Origin of the sequence: Streptococcus gallolyticus subsp. gallolyticus DSM 16831, assembly GCF_002000985.1 — a bacterium.
GTDB classification, from domain to species: Bacteria; Bacillota; Bacilli; order Lactobacillales; family Streptococcaceae; genus Streptococcus; species Streptococcus gallolyticus.
Genome location: NZ_CP018822.1, coordinates 1,851,527 through 1,873,998, shown reverse-complemented (window position 1 = coordinate 1,873,998; position 22,472 = coordinate 1,851,527). Strand labels below are relative to the sequence as shown.

Genomic DNA, 22,472 nt, shown 5'->3' with positions numbered 1-22,472 from the left:
CAAAATTTTGTAAAAAAATCTCTACCCAATCAGTCTTAGTGACTGTTTCCATTTTTACAAAAAAGTTGTTTAAACGGAATTGAAAGCGTTTCTAAAAATAGATATGATATTAGTAACAAGAGCAGAAATGTTATCTGATATGAATCGTTTCATTTTAGAGGTATTGTTAATCTTATTAGGCTAAATTTGATACTCTTGTCGAAAAAATGAAAATTCACGTAGCTACATTTAGAAGGGAAATTAAAAAATGATTATTGATAGTAATTTATACTGGTTTGATGAAGATATTTTTGAGTCTGAAGAAAAAATGGAAGCTTTTCTAGCGAGTGCTCCCAAGCAGTATGATACCAAAGTCCATGCTGGAACTTTACCAGACGGACGTCAGCAAATTATCATTGAACGTCCTAAAGGATTTGAAAATTTGAATTATGTTCAAGGGGAATATAAGCTTGAAACGATGTTGGCTGATATGGACTTGGCTGGTGTTGATAAGGCTGTTTTGAAAATTCCAGGTTGTCAAGAATGGTTGACTTTGGAGCAATGCAAAGCTTTCAATGACGGTATGTATGATTACATGAAGCGTAGTCAGGGGCGTTTGGTTCCTTTAGCTGTTTTACCACCATATGGCTCTAAGGCTGTTTTTGCAGAAATGAAACGTTGCTTTGAAGAACTTGGATTTACAGGTGTTCAATTGGTTGCTCACTATGGCAATTACTACCTTGATAATGATTTGTTTGCAACATTCTTTGAAGAGCTTAATAAGTATCAAGCAACGGTTTACGTTCACCATACACCAGTTCCTACACAGTATGATGCGCTTTATGAATACACAAATGTCCGTCGTTCTTATGGACGTTGTGTTGACCAAACAACGGCAATTTGTCGTGAGTTGTATAGTGGTTTCTTTGAAAAATACCCTCAATTGACTTTTGTGCATTCAATGCTCGGAGGAGCATTCTTTGGGTTGAAAAATGTCTTAATGCCACATAAACCAAGCAAAGCTGATACTGTTCAACGTTTTGGTGGGGATGATAAGCATATCGAGGAACATTTTGCTGAAAATATTTATTTTGAAATGTCACATGCGCAACCTTGGGGAAAAGATGCTTTAGAGTATGCCGTGCAAGTTTTAGGTGCTGACCATATTATCTTTGGCTCATCATATCCTGTCCGCCAAGAATGGCTAACAAAAGGTGCTGACTTTGTTAATAATTTGGATTTGACAGCAGAAGAAAAAGACTTGATTTTAGGAGGTAATGCGCAACGACTTTACCATATTAACGATTAATGGAGGTAGCTATGTTACAAGCAGGTGCAGGGAAATCTCGCATTCAGCTGACAGAACAATTATTGCCGCTTGAAAAATTTACTTATTGTCATGATGACTTGTACTGCCGAGCTATTATTTTAGAGGATTTTGTCTTTATATCACTTGATGTGACGTCTTTACAAAATTACGCGATTAGAGCCATAAAAGACAAGGTTAAGGCAAGTTGTGAGGTTTTAGATAGTCATATTTTTATTAGTGTCACACATACTTTTTCGGCGCCTCACACGCGTTCTTTAAAGGCATTGGAAAAAGCAGACACGGAAACCAAGCAAAAAAATCAATACTATTTAGAGCTTTTGCTTCAAGCTGTTGAAGAAGCTTTGCTTTTAGCCAAAAACAATTTACAGCCAGTTTCCCTCTCTTGCCAAAATGTCACGGCACAAGCTCAGGTAAACCGCGATATAGAGCTAATAGATGGGTATTGGTTGGGAAAAAATCCGCACGGTTATTCTAATCATATGATTCCGATGTTGACAATCTCCTCGACGTCAGGAGCGTTAATAGCCATGATTTATAGTGTGGATGTTCAGTCGTCTATCGTTGAAAAAATAGGTGACGGGGCTATTAGCAGTGATTTTATCGGTTTAACCACACAAAAAATCGAAGATAAGCTTAACTGTGTTGCTTTATTTATGCTTGGAGCAGCTGCTGACCAGACACCTAACGTCAGCCAAGAAAGTTTTGACAGCCTAGAACGCTGTTCAGATGAATTAGCTTCGGCAATACTATCACAAGTGACAGAAAATGAACATTTCGAGGGTGATTTTAGCTTAACCCAAATCAGCGTTGAGCTTGACGGACAAGCCATTCCTGATATGAAAAGCTTAAAACCAACGAGGGAGTATCACTTTGAATTGCAAGGTAAAAAGCAAGTTGAGTTAGCGATTTTGACCATTGGAGATTTTGGATTAGTCATGCTAAAGCCTGAATTGGCAAGCATTACAGGCAAGGTTATTAGAGAACAATCTCCTTTTTCCGTAACAATGATTGCCACGATGATTAACGGTGGTCAAAAATACATGGTGGATGAGAAAAGTTACGATAATTATACTTATGAAGCAATGAATTCCATGTTTGCGCGTGGTAGTGCTGAAAAAGTTAGTAAGGCTATTATTAAGATATTAAAAGAGAGGAAGTGAGCTTATGAAGGTTGGATACGGTCGTGCAGACATCACACCGACAGCCCCATTTTACTTATTAGGATATAAAACTCCCAAACGAAATCAACCCGCTAAAGGCATTCATGACCATATTTACATTAACGGTATTTTATTTCATAACAATGAAGGTCAAGAAGTTTTTCTGGCAACAGGAGACCTTCTTGAAATAGAGGATGCTGTTGCCGCAGATATTCGACGTGAAATCAGTCAAACCTATCAGATTCCTTTTGAAAATATTATTATCGGTGTCACACATGACCACCATTCGGTACGTGATTTTCATAAAACTTGGGAATTTGGGCGCTACAATCAAGAGTATTATGATTTCTTTGTGCAATGTTTTCTTGATGTTGTCGCACAATGTCGGCAGAATCTTGTCGAAGCTAGTGTGGAATACGGGCAAGATTTAGTGCTTGGTTATTATAGTAATCGTAATCATAAAGGAAGCCAATCAGATAATATTGTCTCAGTGACAAAATTTATTCACGATGGCAAAGCTATTGCAGGAATTGTCAATATCGCTGTCCACTCAACGGTTTTGAGTGGCGAGAATATGGAATTGACTGCGGATTTAGCAGGAAATCTGTCAACAAAATTAAAAGAAAAATGGGGATTTTACCCATTGATGTTAATAGGCTGTGCAGGTGATTCTAGTAATCATTACGACCGACTGGGGCGTGATTTTGCAGAATTAGAACGTGTGACAACTGGATTAGCTGAGCTTATCGCTCCTATAAAAACAACTGAACTTTCTCTTGGAACAGAAAGCATTAACGTTTTGGAGCTTAGTCACGAGGTCATCAATGACAAAAAGGCTTATGATAAAGACCTTTGTTTGCGAATTGCTGGCATGAAAAATGGGACTATTAAGACCGTTGGCGCTCAGCCAGTCGAACATTTGATTGAAAAGTGTGAAGAGCAGCTAACAATGCCACAATTTTATGACATCTTACAACTTGGAATCTTGGATATTGGAAATTTAAGATTCTTCATCTTCCCTGGGGAGCTAGCATCTGCTGGCGGAGAATTATTGAGAAATGCAACGGATAAAACAGTGTTGATTGCTGGATATAGCAATGGTTTCCACCATTATTTCTTAGAAGCTAAGGATTATGGGCTAAGTTTTGAAACGATTGGTAACCCTGTTCCAGCAGGAACTTTTGAAACTATTATTGAAAAATTTAGTCGTGCAAGTCACTTGCTAGATAACTAACGAGCCGTAATCGGGGCTGTGTGAAGTCGATTGAAGATTTTAGATAGGAGTTCTAGTTATGGACTACAATAAATTAGGAAAAGATATTCTCACTCAGGTGGGGGGCAAAGAAAATGTTAGCAGTGTTAGTCACTGTATCACACGTGTTCGCTTTATTTTAAAAGACGAAGCCAAAGCTAACGACGACGTTATTAAAAATATGTCTGGTGTCCTCGATGTTGTCAAACAAGGTGGTCAATACCAAGTCGTTGTCGGACCGAGCGTTGAAAAAGTTTACAATGCTATTATTGAAGATGGCGATATTGCAACGAACGAGGGTGATAGCACAGCAGCAAATACAGAAGATGATAAAGGTTTCATTAACAAAGCTTTAGGTCTTATTAGTTCTATTTTCATTCCAGTATTGGGTATGTTATCTGGTTCAGGGATGATTAAGGCTGTTCTGGCTCTTCTTAGTGCTTTTGGTTGGATGTCAACTGAGGGTGGGACTTACATTATCCTAAGCGCTTTATCAGATGCACTATTTTATTTCTTCCCAGTTGTATTAGGTTGGAGTGCTGCTAAACGCTTTGGGTTAAAAGAAATCTATGGTATGACACTAGGGGCTTTCCTCGTCTATCCAACTTTAGTATCAGCTGCTAGTGGCGATGCTATTAATACGCTATTTTCTGGAACCGTTTTTGAAATGGATTATCAATTAACATTTCTTGGCATTCCAGTTGCTCTTCAAAGTTATGCTAGTACCGTTATTCCGATTATTGCGGTAACATGGTTTGCTAGTTATGTTTACAAATTCTTTAACAAACACATTCCAGATGTTTTGAAAATGGTCTTTGTTCCATTTTGTACCTTGATTGTTGCTGGCGCAGCTAGCTTGATTGTCATTGGTCCAATTTCAATTGTCCTTCAAAACTTATTGAGTAGCGCTGTGATGTGGCTCCTTAATCTCAACATTGGTATTGCAGGTTTCTTGATTGGGTCTCTCTGGTCTATCTTGGTTATGTTCGGGCTTCACTGGGCAATCCTACCATTCTTCCAAATCAATGTTTCTGAATATGGTTACGATATCATCAACCCATTGATTTTCTCAGGTGCTCCAGCCGTTCTTGGTTCTGCACTTGGTGTTGCTCTTCGTACTAAAAATAAAGATACACGTTCAATGTCATTTGCGGCAGCCGTTTCATCATTCTTTGGTGTTAGTGAACCAGCACTTTACGGTGTTATGATTCCTCGTAAAATGATTTTGGTTACTGGTCTTGCTGCAGCTGGTGTCGGTGGTGCCATTGCTGGACTTGGCGGTGCTAAACTTTACACATTCGGAGCTCACGGACTTCTTGGCTTCCCAACATTTATCAATCCTGACGGTATTGATGGCGGCTTTATTGCTCTTTGTATCTCAGGTGTTGTTGCCTTTGCGATTGCCTTGGTATCAGCCTTAGTTATTGGTGATAAACAAGACAGCGCAGCGTTACTAGCAAAAAAAGCAGAAGAAAAAGCACCTGCTAAAGCAAAAGAAGTGACAATTGTTTCTCCTGTAAATGGTCAAGCTGTTGATTTGACAGGTGTTAGCGATCAAGTCTTTTCACAACTACTCTTAGGTGACGGTATTGCAGTTATTCCAAGTGATGGCAAGGTCTATGCACCAGAAGATGCGATCGTCCGTGTTGCCTATCCAACAGGTCACGCGGTAGGATTAGCAGGTACTGCAGGTGATGAACTTCTCATTCATATTGGTGTTGATACGGTTAACTTAAACGGACAATACTTCACTAGTCATGTTGAACAAGGGATGAAAGTGAAAAAAGGTGACCTTCTTGTTGAATTTGACCTTGATGGCATTAAAAAAGCAGGTTATGACCCAACAGTTATGGTCGTTGTTACCAAGACTGAACAACTAGATACCGTAACACCATTAACACAAGGAACAGTTGACACAACGACTCCATTACTCTCTATTAATTTAAAATAAAACCAAAAAAGAGTTGGCGACGCTACGCTAACTCTTCTTTTTACAAGGAGAATAAGATGAAGAAAGTGATAATATCTCATTATGGACTACCCATCGTTAAACTGATGGTGATTTTGGTTGTGGGCATTTTGGTTCTAGGTATCAGTCATACGGTTCAAGCTTTAACAAGAGAGGAAGTCGCAGAAAATTTAGCTATAAATGTCGAAGATGGACTATCATCAGAGGAATATTTTGCACTTGGGCAACAATACGAAACGGGTGATGGCGTTGTCCAGTGGTATGCCAAGGCTTTGGCATACTACAAAGCAGCAGAAGAACAAGGCTTGGTTGAAGCGAGGACAGCGATTGATAATCTTAATGCTTACAAAGCAGAGGTCCTTGCCGACGGTGACCAAGGGGCTATCTTTACATTCTATCGTACAGGTGTGACAGCTAGTCAAAAAGGAGACTATGAGCAAGCTTTTGCTATTTATTACGATGACAGTTTTTTCTTTGAAGATCCACAAGATCGTGGTTTGGGAGGATTAGCTGATCTCTACCTAGCTGGTGACGGTGTTGAGCAAAATGTTTCTTCTGCTATGAGTATTTATGAAGTGATGGCTGTGGAACAAGGAAAAGGAAATGGATACACAGCTTTAGGAAATATTTATGCGGCAGCTACAGGGACTTATCCTGGGGTTAATCAAAGTAATGATACGGCATTGAAGTATTATTTATTATCCTTCCAAAGTGATAATTTAACAGCGACAGATTTTAAAGGACCTCGTTACGCTGCTAATTTTTATGATTCAGGTTTTTATCATGATGACGGCACTTGGGAAAATCCCAATTATACCTTAGCGGAAGAATATTACTTAATTGCCGTTGCTGGTAATGGTAGAACGTTTGACGGAACAGCTGCTTATAAGTTGGGAACGTATTATGAATATGGCAGAGAAGGAATTGCACAAGATTATAGCAAAGCTGTTTATTATTACGAAAAAGCTTTATCAGATTCTAATGTGCATTCAACCATGCTAGGAATTCCAGATACTTATTTAGCACTCGGACGATTTTACGAAAATGGATTAGGGGTAGCAATCGATTTAGAAAAGGCTCTTTCTTATTATTATCAAGCTCAAGCTGCTGCGCAAGATAATCTGGATTTAGGTGGTAATGTTGCTGGCTACGAAGCCGCCCTTAAAGTTTATCAAGAAGCCACCGAAGCTATCCAAAGATTAACTCAAGGAACAAATGACACTGAGACAACGACAGAAAATCAACAAACTACTACAGATGACACGACGACAGAAACTACTAGCAGTGATGAAAATCAAGAAGTTGTGACATTATCAGATGCTACCACAGGCGTATCTGTAATTGGAACACAGGCGGCACTATCTAATGCAGTTACTGTTGTTGTGATGAGAACTACGGTAGCTGCCTTGAAAGACTTAAACTATGATGCCTATGATATTACACTTCAAGATGCTTCTGGAAATGAGGTTCAACCTAGTGAAGCCGTTCAAGTAATATTGCCAGTCACTTACGAAGTATCAGCGCTTTATCATGTTGCGAACGATGATAGTTTAACTTCCGTCGATGTTATTCAAAATGGAAATAAAGTAACCTTTACAATAAGCCATTTTAGTATCTATGCAGTTGTCTATAAAGAACAAATAGCCTTAGAAGAAACCTCTTCAGACGTCGCTGTCTCAGAACCTCAAAAGAAACAATTAGACACATTACCTAAAACTGGTAGCCAATCAAGTAAGCCTCTCACTTTCATTGGAGTGGCATTGGTTATGATACTATCAGTATTCACCATAAATTATTTTTTAAAACAAAAAAATAATGAGTAGGAAATAGAAATATTAGGTAGGAATCTTTATGAAAAAAGGTATATTATTTTTTGTAAGCGTTTTAGCAGTGCTTGCCGCATGTTCAAATACTGGAAAACAAGAGTCATCCAAACAAACAAATGAATCGCAAAGTAGCTATTATCAAGTGACATCTGATGACATTTCTATCACAAAAGATGCCACATATAGCGTTACGCTGACTACAGAAGACACTTGGCAGTTTGTGGCTGAGGCTGGTCAAGACGTTACCGATTGGCTTGTTTTGAAATCAGATAAGCAAGCTTTAACAGATACCTCTGGAGTTGCTCAAATAACGGCTGTTGATAGTGATTCTTCAGCTATTACCATTACTATTGATAGTAGTAAAATCACAGGATTTTCAAGCAATGGTGGAGCAAATCTTTATATTATGCCAGACTCCAGTAGCATTGTAGGAACTGGCGACAATCACGCACATTATAGTGAAATAAGTGCTAAAATTGGGAAATACGTTATTCCAAAAGTAAGTGTTGACGGCACTATTGAGGGAGAAGTAACACAAGAAGACGGTCTAACATTTACAGAAAATCAAATTACTTTCCAATTCACAGTTGATGGTGAAGAAGCAGACAGTAGCTTAATGAATACTGAGGCTGCTAACATTGTATTGGCAGAAGGAGACGGTTACTACACTAGTGATTACACCTATAGCGACCAAGGTTTATCAACTAAAATGAAAAATGGAAGTATCAGCTACACCATTGAACCAGAAGATTTGCAAATAACCAATTCAGGATACGAACTTGGCGAAAACGGAGGTGGTCGCAACTGGTCAGAAATCGGTGGCGACGGTAATGGTAATTACCATTTAAATTTTAAATTATCAGGTTTAGAATACAACGGTTTGCCTGTAAGTGTTGAAACATTTACGGCGGATGTTTATTGTTACGGTAGAACCTTTGAGGTTGATGACGGAAGTATTTACGCTAATGATGTCGCTAAATGGTCAACAACAGCTGAAAATGATACTCCAGTTCTTTGTGATGATTACACAGATGATCTCATTATTGATTGGGCAAATGGCTTTGATGCCTCTAAGCTGAAAGCTAAAGACCTTACTTTAACGATGAAAAGTCAATATGGTGACACCTTGACTCTAACGGCTGGCGATGATTTTACGATTGAAACCAAGAAAAATCGAACAACGATTCATGTTAATTATACTTATTGGGCATATACCCCAGTTTACCAAACACTGACGGTTGATGTTGCCAAGAAGCATTTGACCTGGGATGAGGATGAATACAAAGTTGACGACATTTCGCATGATTACAGCATTGCTAGTGTTTATGTTTATAATGTTATGGCAGGCGGTCAGACAGGCACACAAACATGGACAATCTATGGCTTAGACGGGCTAGAAAATTGGCAACAGATTTTTAATACCCCAACTTATACTTTATCTGCTGAGATAGACGGTGAAACACGCTATTATTCAGAAGCAAATGGTGGCAGCTTAGTTGATGAAGCGTCAGCGACAAGCTACGATGCCTCAACTGATACAAATCTTCAATTGCTTGATAACACTATCTATTTAACACGTCAGTATAATCAGACAGAAGTCAAAAGTATAAACGGACAAGATGTGACTTTCACCAAAGTTTATTCGCAAGCTGAATCAGCTATTAAAGCTCCAAAAGATGTTACCAATGTGACAGTTAAATCTGGCTTCATTCTCGGTGACACTTGGGAAGAACACTTGAGATGGCCATGGCAAACCTTTATTAACGAAGGCTACCAAGGCGGTCGTTCATAATAAAAGCTCCTTAGGCATTTGCCCTAAGGAGTTTTTTGAATCCTATGAAATCTAGTCTATCTTTTTTAGAAATTCTAGTAAAAAACTTTCGGCGAGCGAACCGTCTTTGATAGCTCTCTTGGCTTCCTCAATTGAAAACCAATCCCAATCGTCAATTTCGTGGTTAGGTGACACATTACCAGTAACTGTTACCGCAAAATTAATCATGAGTGAATTGCTGCGCTCATAATACTGACTGGCGTTAAACGTCAACGATTTAACCCTTAAACCAAGTTCTTCACCAATCTCACGCGCCACAGTCGTCTCGGCATTTTCCCCTTGAGACACATAACCAGCTAGCAAGATATGCTCAGCCATGTCATATTGCTTAATCAAGAGAATCTTATCATGATTTTCATTAAATAAAATCGCACTAATTGCCGTATTAAAGACTGGAAAACGAAAACTCGCACATTGTGAACAATAAGGAATATCTCCCTCATCTTTTAAGAATTTTTTCTCCAAAGGATGCCCACATTCGGGACAATAAGTCATTGTTTTGTAAAACATAGAAGCCTCTTTTTTAAAGTTCTTAAAAGCAATTTTACCAGTAAAATCAAGACCACGCAAGACATTGAAATAAATCAAGACTTGTTTTAAATTTATTTTAAGCTAGACTAAACTTATCGGCTATTGGTTCTGAAAAAGTGTCTGCCACAGTTTTACTACAAATTCTCATGACTTTTGCCAAGATTTCTAAAAAACGGATAGCTATAATAGCTCTTAGAGCAAAAACATGACATATAGGAGGTTAAAGACATGTCATACTTACATCTTTTTATCGCCATTTTAGGAGAGTTATTGGGAACTAATTTATTGAAATTATCAGACGGTTTTACAAAGCCTATTCCAACCGTTTCTGCCCTGCTTAGCTATGGCGTTTGTTTCTATTTCTTATCACTGGCAATGCGAAAAATTCCTTTAGGAGTAACTTATGCAACATGGTCAGCTGTCGGTTTAGTTTTGACAGCCTTTATCTCAGTAATGATTTTCAAAGAAACACTAAATGTTTATAGCATTATCGGTTTAATTTTGATTATCATTGGTGTTGTCATGGTTAACTTATTAGGAAATGCAGGACATTAATAAAACCAAGCCATTTGGCTTGGTTTTTGTGTATTATCCTTCAAAATAAAGCAATTCTTTTGGTGTGTGTGTAAAGACTTCAAAGCCAGATTTTGTGACGTGTCCGCAATCTTCGATACGTACGCCAACTTTTCCAGGGATGTAAATGCCAGGTTCGACAGAGAAGCACATGCCTTCTTGAATTTCCATATCGTTACCTTCCATGATTGAAGGAAATTCGTGGCAAGTCATACCGATACCATGTCCAAGACGGTGGTTGAAGTATTCACCGTAGCCTGCTTTTTCAATGACATTACGTGCAGCAGCGTCAACTTCGCTAGCAAGAACACCAGGTTTGATGAATTCTTGAGCTGTTAATTGGGCTTCTAAGCAAAGTTCGTAAATATCTTTTTTGAATTGGTCAGGTTTACCAACGGCAACAGTACGCGTCATATCACTAGCGTAGCCATGCATATCTGTTCCAAGGTCAAACAAGAGTAGTGAGTTATTTTCAATTTTGTTCGTACCAGGGATACCGTGTGGATTAGCAGCATTATTTCCAGTTAAGACCATAGTGTCAAAACTCATTTTTTCAACACCTTGTTTTTTCATTTCAAACTCAATCATGGCAATGACGTCAGTCTCTGTATTGTCTAATGAAATATTATCAAAACCAACTTGAACCGCTTTATCAGCAAACTGACCAGCAATTAGCATTTTTTCGATTTCATCTTGTGATTTGATGAGACGCATTTTTTGAATAAACGGTGTCAAGTCTTCAAAACGTCCGTCAAAAACAGTTTGCAAACCTTGGAATTTTGTCACATTGAGGTTGTCAAATTCAGCAAAAACTTTCGCGCTGTCAGTTGAAGGCAGAACAGATTTGATTTTTTGCCAAGGATTTTCAGAATCCATGTAACCAAAAACAGGGAAAGTGACGATTTGGCTTGCGCGTGCCACTTCAAGCGCAGGAACGAAAAGCACGGGTTCACGGTCGCTATACACAAAAAGGAACATTTGGCGTTCGTGTGGGTCACAGTAAAATCCCGTTAAATAATTTACAGTAACAGGATCAGAAAAAACAGCAATATTAGCTTTTTCTTGACTAAGATACGAGCGGATTTGATTTAATTTTGACATGAGAAACCTTCTTTCTAATTAACCCCATTTTTTCAAAAAAAGTAGAAAAAATCAAGACTTGAGTCAAAAAAAGTGAACTTATAGAGAAAAAAATAGCAAATGAGATAAAAGGAAGTTTTCCCATAATTCTAATGAAAATTTTCACAAATTATTTTGAAAAGCCTCAAATTTTGACTTTTCAAGTAGTTTGATACAGAAATCAACCAATTAAACGCTTACAATATATGAAAAGTTTTCAAAAAAGACCACTTACCCCTTGAAAGTGTTTCCAAAAGATGATAAAATATCCGTGAAAGCGAAATTTTCAAATAGAAAGGAAGTCCAATAATGAACACTGATGATACGATTACAATTTATGACGTTGCCCGAGAAGCAGGCGTCTCTATGGCAACAGTTAGTCGTGTTGTAAATGGCAATAAAAACGTAAAGGAAAACACACGTAAAAAAGTCCTTGAAGTTATTGATCGTTTGGATTATCGTCCAAATGCCGTTGCCCGCGGTTTAGCAAGTAAAAAGACAACAACAGTAGGTGTTGTTATCCCTAATATTGCTAACAGCTATTTCTCAATTCTTGCTAAAGGGATTGATGATATTGCCGCTATGTACAAGTACAATATCGTACTTGCTTCAAGTGATGAAGATGATGATAAGGAAGTTAACGTTGTTAACACCTTGTTTGCTAAACAAGTTGACGGTATTATCTTCATGGGACATCATTTGACTGAAAAAATTCGTGCAGAGTTCTCTCGCTCACGCACGCCAGTTGTACTTGCGGGTACAGTTGACTTAGAACACCAACTCCCAAGTGTTAATATTGACTACAAAGCAGCCGTTGCTGATGTTGTTGATATTTTGGCTAAAAACAATAAAGAAATCGCCTTTGTTTCTGGTCCACTTATCGATGATATCAACGGTAAAGTGCGTTTAGCTGGTTACAAAGAAGGTCTTGAAAAAAATGGCTTATCATTCAAAGAAGGTCTTGTCTTTGAAGCTAATTACAACTATAAAGATGGATTTGAACTTGCACAACGTGTGATTAATTCTGGTGCAACAGCAGCCTTTGTTGCCGAAGATGAATTGGCAGCAGGATTGTTGAATGGCTTGTTCGAAGCTGGCAAAAAAGTTCCAGAAGACTTTGAAATCATCACAAGCAATGATTCACCAATCACATCATACACACGTCCAAACCTTAGCTCAATCAGCCAACCAGTTTATGACCTTGGTGCTGTCAGCATGCGTATGTTGACTAAAATCATGAACAAAGAGGAACTCGAAGAAAAAGAAATTCTTCTTAACCACGGTCTTACAACACGTGGCACAACACGTTAATAGTTGACTAGTTATATCAAATTAAAAATCAGTCCTCGGACTGATTTTTTTGACTCTTGGTGAAAAAAAATACAAAATAAGATATAATAGAAATTATGAAAGTTTTACTGTATTTGGAAGCCGAGAATTATTTGAGAAAATCCGGCATAGGACGTGCGATTAAGCATCAAGAGCGTGCCCTTACAATGGTGGGGCAAGAATATACAACTAACCCGAAAGACGATTATGATTTAGTACACATTAATACTTATGGGCTTAAAAGCTGGCATCTGTTGATGAAATCTAAAAGAGCTGGTAAAAAAGTGCTTATGCACGGTCATTCAACCGAAGAAGACTTTCGTGATTCATTCATTGGTTCAAATTTAGTATCACCGATTTTTAGATGGTATCTTTGCCGTTTTTATCAAAAAGCGGATGCTATTATCACACCTACGGAATACTCAAAATCTTTGATTGCAGGTTATGGCATTAAACACCCAATTTACGCTGTTTCAAATGGCATTGATTTGTCACGCTATGTTCCAGATTCTGCAAAAGAAGAAGCTTTCCGTCGTTATTTTGATATTAAACCAGATGAAAAAGTTGTTGTTTGTGCTGGGCTTTATTTCATGCGCAAGGGCATTGATGAATTTGTAAAAGTCGCAGAACAAATGCCAGACGTCCGTTTTATCTGGTTCGGTGAAACAAATAAATGGGTTATCCCACATAAAGTCAGAAGCATTGTGACTCGCAAACACCCGTCAAATGTGACCTTTGCTGGTTACATTAAAGGTGATGTTTTTGAGGGAGCAATGAGCGGAGCAGATGCCTTTTTCTTCCCAAGTCGTGAGGAAACCGAAGGAATTGTTGTCTTGGAAGCTCTTGCTAGCCACCAACACGTCGTGCTACGTGATATTCCTGTTTATCACGGCTGGGTAGATGAAAGTTGTGCAGAATTAGCGACTGACGTTGACGGATTTGTAGGAGCGCTTCGAAAAGTCTTAGCAGGAAAAAGTCAAAAACAAGAAGCAGGCTACAAAGTGGCTGAAAGCCGTAGTATCGATAAAGTTGCTCATGAATTAGTTGACGTCTATGAAAAAGTAATGGAGTTGTAAAATGAGAATAGGTCTTTTTACAGATACCTATTTCCCTCAAGTTTCAGGGGTTTCAACAAGCATTTGCACCCTAAAAGAAGAATTGGAAAAAGAGGGACACGAGGTTTATATATTTACTACCACTGATAAAGCCGTTAAACGCTACGAGGATCCAACGATTATTCGTCTGCCTAGCGTTCCTTTTGTGTCGTTTACTGACCGCCGTGTGGTTTATCGTGGGTTAATTTCGTCTTATAAAATAGCAAAGCAGTATAAGTTGGATATTATTCACACTCAGACTGAATTTAGTGTTGGTGTTTTAGGGAAAATGATTGCTGCTGCGCTCCGCATTCCTGCGGTACACACTTATCATACTCAGTACGAGGATTATGTTGGTTACATTGCCAAAGGGAAAATCATCAAACCTGGCATGGTTAAGTACATTATTCGCGGTTATTTGAACGATTTAGACGGTGTTATTTGCCCGTCACGCATTGTCTTAAATCTGTTAGACGGTTACGATATTAAAATTCCTAAACGTGTTATCCCGACAGGTATTCGTGTGGAAGAATACGAACGCAAGGATATTACAGCAGAAGATGCTAAAGCTCTCCGCGATAAATTAGGTATTGCTGATGACGAAACCATGCTGCTTAGCTTGTCACGTGTTTCTTACGAAAAAAATATCCAAGCTATCCTAAAACAATTTCCAGAAGTTTTGTCAGAAAATAAACGTGTTAAGTTAGTTGTTGTTGGTGATGGACCCTATCTCCAAGATTTGAAAGATTTGGTAGCAGAGTTGGGCATTGAAGAAGCTGTGATTTTTACAGGAATGGTCCCACATGACGAGACAGCTTTGTATTATAAGGCAAGTGATTTCTTTATTTCAGCTTCTACTAGTGAGACACAAGGATTGACCTACACAGAAAGCCTTGCCAGCGGAACGCCTGTCATTGCTCATGGCAATCCTTATTTGGACGATATTATTGACCAAAAGATGTTCGGGACACTCTTTTATCATGAAGAAGATTTAGCAGATGCAATTTTAGATGCGATTGCCGATACACCAGCAATGGACGAAAGGACATACAAAGAAAAAATGTACGCTATTTCAGCAGAGCATTTTGGAAAATCAGTCTATGCCTTTTATTTAGACGTCTTGATTTCAGCCAAAAATAAGAAAAAATCAAAATTATCATTGACAGTGCGAAGCCAAGATGAAAAAACATCTATCAAATTTGCTCAATCAGCGATAAAAATGCCAGCTAAAGCTGTTAAAGCGACAGCTAAAACATCAGCCAAAGTTGTCAAGGCTCCAAAACGATTAATTAATTCAATTCGAGATTTCATTGATTAAGTTCTTGAAAAATAAATTATTCGTGTTATAATAACTTACGAAGACAAGTTGAACAGGGTTAAACCTTTAGAGCGAGTGCCGGTTGGTGAGAAGGGCGCAGGGTTAGCTGATTCAATACTACTTCCTTGCTTTTATGCAAACATAAAACGGTAGCTACGATATAGCTAATTTGAGGTTTACGACTCTTTTTTGTCGTAGATAAATGAAGGTGGAACCACGTTACGACGTCCTTTTGGGACGTCGTTTTTCTTTTATCTCGGAAAAAAGTCTCATAAGCTGATAACATTCCTTTTGCTTGGTTCCCCAAAAAGGAATTGTCAACATTGTAAATTATTAAAAGGAGAGAAATATGGTTAAAATCACTTTTCCAGATGGCGCTGTGCGCGAATTTGAATCTGGTGTAACACCTTTTGAAATTGCTCAAAGCATTAGCAATTCACTAGCTAAAAAAGCCTTGGCTGGTAAATTTAATGGTCAATTGATTGATACAACCCGTGAAATTACTGAAGACGGTAGCATTGAAATCGTGACACCTGACCACGAAGATGCTCTTGGTATCTTACGTCACTCAGCTGCTCACCTTTTTGCACAAGCAGCAAAACGTCTTTTCCCAGACCTTTGCCTTGGTGTAGGTCCTGCTATTGAAGATGGTTTCTACTACGATACTGATAATAAAGCTGGTCAAATCTCTGATGAAGATCTTCCTCGTATCGAAGAAGAAATGAAAAAAATCGTTAAAGAAAACTTTCCATGTATTCGTAAAGAAATCACAATTGATGAAGCGCGTGAATTGTTCAAAAACGACCCTTACAAACTTGAATTGATTGAAGAACATGGTGCAGACGAAGGTGGTCTTACTGTTTATTCACAAGGTGAATTCACTGACCTTTGCCGTGGTCCACACGTGCCTTCAACTGGTCGTATCCAAGTTTTCCACCTATTGAACGTCGCTGGTGCTTACTGGCGTGGAAATAGCGACAATGCGATGATGCAACGTGTTTACGGTACTGCTTGGTTCGACAAAAAAGACCTTAAAGCTTACCTTAAACAACGTCAAGAAGCTAAAGAACGTGACCACCGTAAACTTGGTAAAGAACTTGATTTGTTCATGATTTCTCAAGAAGTTGGTCAAGGTCTTCCATTCTGGTTGCCAGACGGTGCAACAATTCGTCGTACGTTGGAACGCTACATCGTTGATAAAGAAGTAGCTTCAGGCTACCTTCACGTTTATACTCCACCTTTGGCTTCAGTTGATTTGTACAAAACATCAGGTCACTGGGACCACTACCGTGAAGATATGTTCCCAACAATGGATATGGGGGATGGTGAAGAATTCGTTCTTCGTCCAATGAACTGCCCACACCACATCCAAGTTTATAAACACCATGTACACTCATACCGTGAATTGCCAATCCGTATTGCGGAAATCGGTATGATGCACCGTTACGAAAAATCAGGTGCTTTGTCAGGTCTTCAACGTGTTCGTGAAATGTCACTTAACGACGGTCACTTATTCGTAACACCTGAACAAATTCAAGAAGAATTCCAAAAAGCTCTTCAATTGATTATCGATGTTTACGCAGATTTCAACTTGACTGAATACCGTTTCCGTCTTTCACTACGTGACCCTAAAGACACTCACAAATACTATGATGACGACGAAATGTGGGAAAATGCACAATCAATGTTGAAAGCTGCCTTGGATGAAATGGGTGTTGAATACTTCGAAGCAGAAGGTGAAGCAGCTTTTTACGGTCCAAAACTTGATATTCAAGTGAAAACAGCTCTTGGTAACGAAGAAACATTGTCAACTATCCAACTTGACTTCCTTCTTCCAGAACGTTTCGGTTTGACATACATTGGTGCTGATGGTGAAGAACACCGTCCAGTTATGATTCACCGTGGCGTTATCTCAACAATGGAACGTTTCACAGCTATCTTGATTGAAAATTACAAAGGTGCCTTCCCAACATGGCTTGCACCACACCAAGTAACTGTTATCCCAGTTTCTAACGAAGCTCACGTTGACTATGCTTGGGAAGTTGCTAAAGTTCTTCGCGACAAAGGCGTTCGTGTTGACGTTGATGAACGCAACGAAAAAATGCAACTTAAAATCCGTCAAAGCCAAACTAAGAAAATCCCTTACCAATTAATCGTTGGTGACAAAGAAATGGCTGATAAGACAGTTAACGTTCGTCGCTATGGAAGCAAGCAAACTCACACAGAAGCAATCGATGAATTTGTTGACAATATCCTAGCTGACATTAACCGCAAATCACGTCCAGATGCTGAATAATACTTCCATTTGCACAATAATATAAATTCGGCAGAAAAGAAGTCCAATAGTGGGCTTCTTTTTTACTTGTGGAAAATTTTTCTGATTTAGCGGAAGAATCCTATATATGCAAATTTAAGTTAAATCACAACTCCTGCCTAGAAACGAGGACGTTTGCATGACTTTGAAGAAAATTTCTTGATTTAGCACAGGAATTCCATATATGCAAATACAAAATTAAAAACCAAGTCAATCAAATAGTCTTATTTGTTAACGAAAACGCTTATATAACCCAAAATGACTTATAGATAATTAAATAAGATTATTCTAATTTATAGAAAAATTTCATATATGCAAAAACTTAAAAATAGACATTATCCATGCTAAAATAAATCCACGCTTGTGGGAAAGGAGATAAAATGAAAACAACAAAACAAGTGTTATTAGTATTGTTTAGTGCCATTTTTATGGTTAGTATGACACTAGCGGGAATGTCTAGTTTGAAAGTAGATGCCTCAACAACGGTATCTTGGAATTTCAAAAACTCAAGTTTCAAAAATCTTGGAACAATTTCTAGCACAACGACGGTTGATGGCTTGACGTTGGTAGCAACAGATAGCTTGACCATGCAGGTTAAGGCTAAAAATGCGACGGTTTCTGGAGCTGATTATACCTATGCTTTGGCGCTTAGTGGGAGAGGTGACCAAAACGGCAGAGCTGTCAAGGTTCCAGTGTCTGGAAATGACGTGATTAAAGTAACCTTGCAAAGCTCTTCAAGCACAGACGCAAGAACTTTGATTGTTGCTGATTCAGCAGGAAATCAATTGACAACAATGTCTGCTGGGACAACAGCTAGTACACAATCTTACACTTATACAGGTGGTGGGGATGATATTTGGTTGTATTCACAAGATAGTGGTATTGATATTTTTAAAATTCAAGTTGATTCAAACGGGACAAGCAGTACATCAACTACCACAACAACTTCAGATACTTCTGCAACCAACACATCAGACGGTACAGTTGTAACAAGCTATTCGGAATTGCTTTCAGCGATTAGCCAAGCAGAAAATGCTGGTGGTGGCAAAATTTACGTATCAGGGACAAGCATTGCTTGTAGCGGACAAATTGCGCTTTCAAAAGTCAATTCAAATGTCCAAATCATTGGTGTGCAAAACGCAGACGGTACTTACCCAGAATTGGATTTCTCAAGCTTTATGTCAAGCTATATTGGTAAAGCGTCGTCAGATTCAGCGGTTGGTATCAGAATTACAGGGTCAAATTATACGCTTCAAAACTTGATTGTGGAACATGCCCCAGATAACGGGATTCAAATCAAGGGAACAAGCGCAGGAAACAATAAAGTGTCAAACTGTATCACACGTTATAATAATGATGCAGGTTTGCAAGTAACAGCAGGCGCTTATCAAAATACTATCGAATATGTTTGCAGTTACCGAAACTGTGATGTCTATACTCGTGGTGGTAATGCAGACGGCTTTGCACCAAAACTTGGTGCTGGTAGCGGCAATACTTTCTCATACTGCTATGCTTGGGATAATTCTGATGACGGTTGGGATTCATATGACAAATCAGGTGACGTGACACCAGACATCAGCTACACTTATTGTGCAGTGTGGAACAATGGTAACCCAGATGTCTTTACAGGAAAATATGATTTTGACAATGGTAACTCACTTGATGAGAACCTCTTATTGGTTCAATTGATTGAAGCTCAAGACAGTTCTTTTGCAACAAATTACGCTAATGGTCAATTCTCATTGCCAACAAGTAGCTTTATTCAAACAGATGCAGGGACAGTTAGTCCTTCTACTTGGACTGGAAGTTCTTATGACGGTAATCCAAACGGCTTTAAACTTGGTTCTGCTTATTCAACCTCTAGTGCAACAAGAACACTTTCTTATTGCTTAGCGTTTGATGAATCTAAAAAAGGTTTTGACAACAATAACAGCTCTGTTACTGGTAATTTCAATCACTGTATTGCTTTTGACAATGGTTATAATTACTATATTCAACCACTTACGATTATAGGGTGGTCAGCTGTTTATGGCTTTAGTGGAACAAGTAGTGATAAACTTCCAAGTGGTTATTCTGTCAGCACACCATCTACTAGCACACAATCTTCAATCAGAAGCACAGTAGAAAGCACCAAGAATGCCATTATTGCAAGCTGTCAAGCAAACAAAATCCCAGGAAAAGTAACCTTTAATATTTTCTAAAATAAATGTAATAACGAACTCTACTTTTGATGTAATATAAATGAGCCCCAAATTGGGGCTTATTTTTTACAGTAAAATTAGAGGTAAATAAAAATTAAAATTTACTGATTTTTTAATTGATTTTTTGCGTTATATAAACTAAAATATTTTTGTGGCAAAAATGTTACTCAAATGGAGGAGATCAAATGAAAAAAACAAAACGCGTATTGTCGTTGATGTTTAGTATCCTATTACTTGTTGCCATGACACTAACAGGAGTGTCACTTTTGAAAGCGGATACAAACACACAGACAACAACTTCTTGGAATTTTGAGGATTCCAATTTTAAAGATTTAGGAACACTGTCTGATACGCGGACAGTCGATGGCTTAACGTTGGTAGCAACAGATAGCCTACCCATGCAGGTCAAGGTAAAAAATGTTACTCTGGGAGATAAAAGTTTTACTTACGCTTTAGCATTAAACGGCAAAGGTGACCAGAATGGTAGAGCAGTTAAAGTTCCAGTAGCAGCCAATGATGTGGTTAAGGTGACCTTGCAAAGCTCATCAAGCACAGAAGCAAGAACCTTAATTTTAGCAGATTCTGCGGGAAACCAATTGAGCACAATGACTGCAGATGTTACGGCTAACACACAATCTTATACTTATACTGGGAATGAAGATGCCATCTGGTTGTATTCACAAAATAGTGGGATTGATTTATTTGAAATTGAAGTAGAGTCAACTGAAACAAGCACGGGTGATACAGCTACCCCTGATTCAAGCGCTGATGAAACAGTAACAATTGATACTAATAATCTTTCTGATAATCAACTTTCTAGCGATCAATTGGCTGAAAGCAAGGTTGCCAGCAATGCAGCGCAAAACTATCTAGCTGACGGTTGGTATTACCTTAAAAATATTAATAGCCAAAAATACTTAGATGTTTCAGGAAAACGAGACGCTGACGGAAGCAATGTGATTCAATATTCAGGAAATGGCGGCGATAACCAAAAATGGTATGTTACCAACCTTGGCAATAATTACATCACTTTGAGAAGTGGTCTATCAGGTGGACGAATGCTTGATGTTGCTAACGGTGGACGTACAGACGGAACAAATATTCAGATTTATTCTGCCAATGGAGCTGACGCTCAAATTTTCCAAGTTGTTCCAACGAAAACTGCCAATACTTACTGTTTGTTAACGAAATGCTCTGGTGGCACACAAGCAGTAGATGTGAACGGTTGGTCTAAAGAGGACAACGGCGACATCAAAACATGGACTTATAATGGCTACGAATGTCAGCAATTTAAGTTTGAATCAACAACAGCAAACTCTGGTAACAGTTCTTCTGGTGGCTCTACAAATACATCAGACGGAACAGTCGTTACCAATTACAAGGACTTGCTTTCTGCGGTTAGTAAAGCTGAAAAAGCTGGTGGTGGAAAAGTTTACGTCAAAGGAACAAGCATTGCTTGTAGCGGTCAAATCGCTTTATCAAAAACAAATGCTAATGTTCAAATCATTGGTGTGAAAAATTCAGATGGTACTTACCCAAGATTGGATTTTTCAACTTTTATGAACCAATATATTGGCAAAGCTTCTTCAGATACAGCGGTTGGAGTCCGAATCACAGGTTCTAAATACACGCTTCAAAACTTGATTGTGGAACACGCTCCAGACAATGGTATTCAAATCAAAGGTTCAAATGCAGGAAATAACAAAGTGTCAAACTGCATCACACGTTATAATAACGACGCTGGTTTGCAAGTGACTTTGGGAGCTTATAAAAATACCATTGAATATGTTTGCAGCTACCGAAATTGTGATGTTTACACACGCGGTGGTAATGCAGACGGTTTTGCACCAAAACTTGGTGCTGGTAGTGGCAATACGTTCTCATATTGCTATGCTTGGGATAATTCTGATGATGGTTGGGATTCTTTCGATAAGGTAGGCAATGTAACACCAGATATCAGCTATACTTACTGTGCGGTTTGGAATAACGGAAACCCTAATGTTTTCACAGGAAAATATGACTTTGATAACGGAAAAGCTTTAGATGAAAATCTACTTTTAGTTCAATTAATCAAAGCTAAAGACAGCTCATTTGCATCAAAATATGCCAAACGTCAATTCTCATTGCCAACAGGCAACTTTATTCAAACAGATGCAGGAACAATCAGCCTTTCAGCTTGGACAGGAAGTTCTTTTGATGGTAATCCAAACGGCTTTAAACTTGGCTCTGCCTATTCAAAATCAAGTGTGACACGCAATCTTTCTTATTGCTTAGCTTTTGATGAATCTAAAAAAGGTTTTGACAACAACAATAGCTCGGTTACTGGTTACTTTAATCACTGTATCGCCTTTGACAATGGGTATAACTATTACATTCAACCATTGACCATTAAAGGGTGGTCATCAGTTCAAGGATTTAGCGGCAAGAGCGGTGATAAATTGCCAAGCGGACGTTCGGTCAGCACACCGTCATCAAGCAGCCAAAGCTCTATTAGAAAATCAGTTGAAAGCACCAAAAATAGCATTATCGCTAGCTGTCAAGCCAACAAAATCCCAGGCAAAGTAACCTTTAACGTCTTTAATTAATGGAATGGACAGATAAGCCACAGGAGGTCGTAATCGACCTCTTTTTAATTGAAGAAAAATT

15 protein-coding genes are annotated in these 22,472 nt (G+C 38.5%); 13 read left to right on the top strand and 2 right to left on the bottom strand.

All coding sequences use genetic code 11. The features are described from left to right. The first annotated feature begins 247 nt into the window (after positions 1–247). Genes BTR42_RS09255 through BTR42_RS09230 form a run of 6 tightly spaced genes read left to right on the top strand, consistent with a single transcriptional unit; the run spans position 248 to position 9,308 of the window. Positions 248–1,288 carry an amidohydrolase family protein gene (locus tag BTR42_RS09255; RefSeq protein ID WP_012962264.1) on the top strand — a complete coding sequence of 347 codons (1,041 nt, stop codon included), beginning with the start codon at positions 248–250 and terminating at the stop codon, positions 1,286–1,288. Between the two features lie 11 nt (positions 1,289–1,299). Then, positions 1,300–2,469, top strand: coding sequence for an alkaline ceramidase (locus tag BTR42_RS09250; RefSeq protein WP_174564808.1), 1,170 nt, complete (start codon positions 1,300–1,302; stop codon positions 2,467–2,469). 4 nt (positions 2,470–2,473) lie between these two features. Beyond that, positions 2,474–3,703 (top strand): neutral/alkaline non-lysosomal ceramidase N-terminal domain-containing protein, encoded by a 1,230-nt coding sequence (locus tag BTR42_RS09245; protein ID WP_077497435.1) that lies wholly within the window; start codon positions 2,474–2,476, stop codon positions 3,701–3,703. A 58-nt stretch (positions 3,704–3,761) separates the two neighbouring features. After that, positions 3,762–5,672, top strand: coding sequence for a beta-glucoside-specific PTS transporter subunit IIABC (locus tag BTR42_RS09240; RefSeq protein WP_061459797.1), 1,911 nt, complete (start codon positions 3,762–3,764; stop codon positions 5,670–5,672). A gap of 56 nt (positions 5,673–5,728) precedes the next feature. Beyond that, positions 5,729–7,513, top strand: coding sequence for an LPXTG cell wall anchor domain-containing protein (locus BTR42_RS09235; protein ID WP_077497433.1), 1,785 nt, complete (start codon positions 5,729–5,731; stop codon positions 7,511–7,513). A 28-nt stretch (positions 7,514–7,541) separates the two neighbouring features. Then, complete coding sequence (locus tag BTR42_RS09230; RefSeq protein WP_077497431.1) at positions 7,542–9,308, top strand: hypothetical protein; 1,767 nt, start codon at positions 7,542–7,544, stop codon at positions 9,306–9,308. Between the two features lie 51 nt (positions 9,309–9,359). Here the strand turns inward: BTR42_RS09230 and BTR42_RS09225 are convergent, their stop codons facing one another. Continuing rightward, positions 9,360–9,857 carry an NAD(+) diphosphatase gene (locus BTR42_RS09225; RefSeq protein WP_039695064.1) on the bottom strand — a complete coding sequence of 166 codons (498 nt, stop codon included), beginning with the start codon at positions 9,855–9,857 and terminating at the stop codon, positions 9,360–9,362. Positions 9,858–10,106: 249 nt separating this feature from the next. On the opposite strand from BTR42_RS09225, the gene BTR42_RS09220 reads away from it, so the two are divergent. Next, positions 10,107–10,433 carry a DMT family transporter gene (locus BTR42_RS09220; RefSeq protein ID WP_009854680.1) on the top strand — a complete coding sequence of 109 codons (327 nt, stop codon included), beginning with the start codon at positions 10,107–10,109 and terminating at the stop codon, positions 10,431–10,433. Positions 10,434–10,466: 33 nt separating this feature from the next. Here the strand turns inward: BTR42_RS09220 and BTR42_RS09215 are convergent, their stop codons facing one another. Then, positions 10,467–11,552: a M24 family metallopeptidase gene (locus BTR42_RS09215; RefSeq protein ID WP_077497427.1), complete on the bottom strand. Its 1,086-nt coding sequence runs from the start codon at positions 11,550–11,552 to the stop codon at positions 10,467–10,469. A gap of 327 nt (positions 11,553–11,879) precedes the next feature. On the opposite strand from BTR42_RS09215, the gene ccpA reads away from it, so the two are divergent. The 6 genes from ccpA to BTR42_RS09185 all read left to right on the top strand — a co-directional run bounded on the left by ccpA (position 11,880) and on the right by BTR42_RS09185 (position 22,411). Continuing rightward, complete coding sequence (ccpA, locus tag BTR42_RS09210; protein ID WP_009854678.1) at positions 11,880–12,881, top strand: catabolite control protein A; 1,002 nt, start codon at positions 11,880–11,882, stop codon at positions 12,879–12,881. 95 nt (positions 12,882–12,976) lie between these two features. Next, positions 12,977–13,975, top strand: coding sequence for an LTA glycolipid anchor biosynthesis glycosyltransferase, IagA/BgsA family (locus tag BTR42_RS09205; protein WP_039695067.1), 999 nt, complete (start codon positions 12,977–12,979; stop codon positions 13,973–13,975). Position 13,976: 1 nt separating this feature from the next. Further along, on the top strand, positions 13,977–15,311 hold the full coding sequence (locus tag BTR42_RS09200) for a glycosyltransferase family 4 protein (protein WP_009854676.1): 1,335 nt from the start codon (positions 13,977–13,979) through the stop codon (positions 15,309–15,311). A 349-nt stretch (positions 15,312–15,660) separates the two neighbouring features. Next, positions 15,661–17,607 (top strand): threonine--tRNA ligase, encoded by a 1,947-nt coding sequence (gene thrS, locus BTR42_RS09195; RefSeq protein WP_077497425.1) that lies wholly within the window; start codon positions 15,661–15,663, stop codon positions 17,605–17,607. A 398-nt stretch (positions 17,608–18,005) separates the two neighbouring features. Further along, the gene (locus tag BTR42_RS09190; RefSeq protein WP_077497423.1) at positions 18,006–19,826 is read left to right on the top strand and encodes a right-handed parallel beta-helix repeat-containing protein; all 1,821 of its coding nucleotides are present in this window, start codon (positions 18,006–18,008) and stop codon (positions 19,824–19,826) included. A 185-nt stretch (positions 19,827–20,011) separates the two neighbouring features. Further along, entirely contained in the window at positions 20,012–22,411 is a 2,400-nt protein-coding gene (locus tag BTR42_RS09185; RefSeq protein WP_077497421.1) for an RICIN domain-containing protein, read from the top strand. The last annotated feature ends 61 nt before the right edge of the window (positions 22,412–22,472 follow it).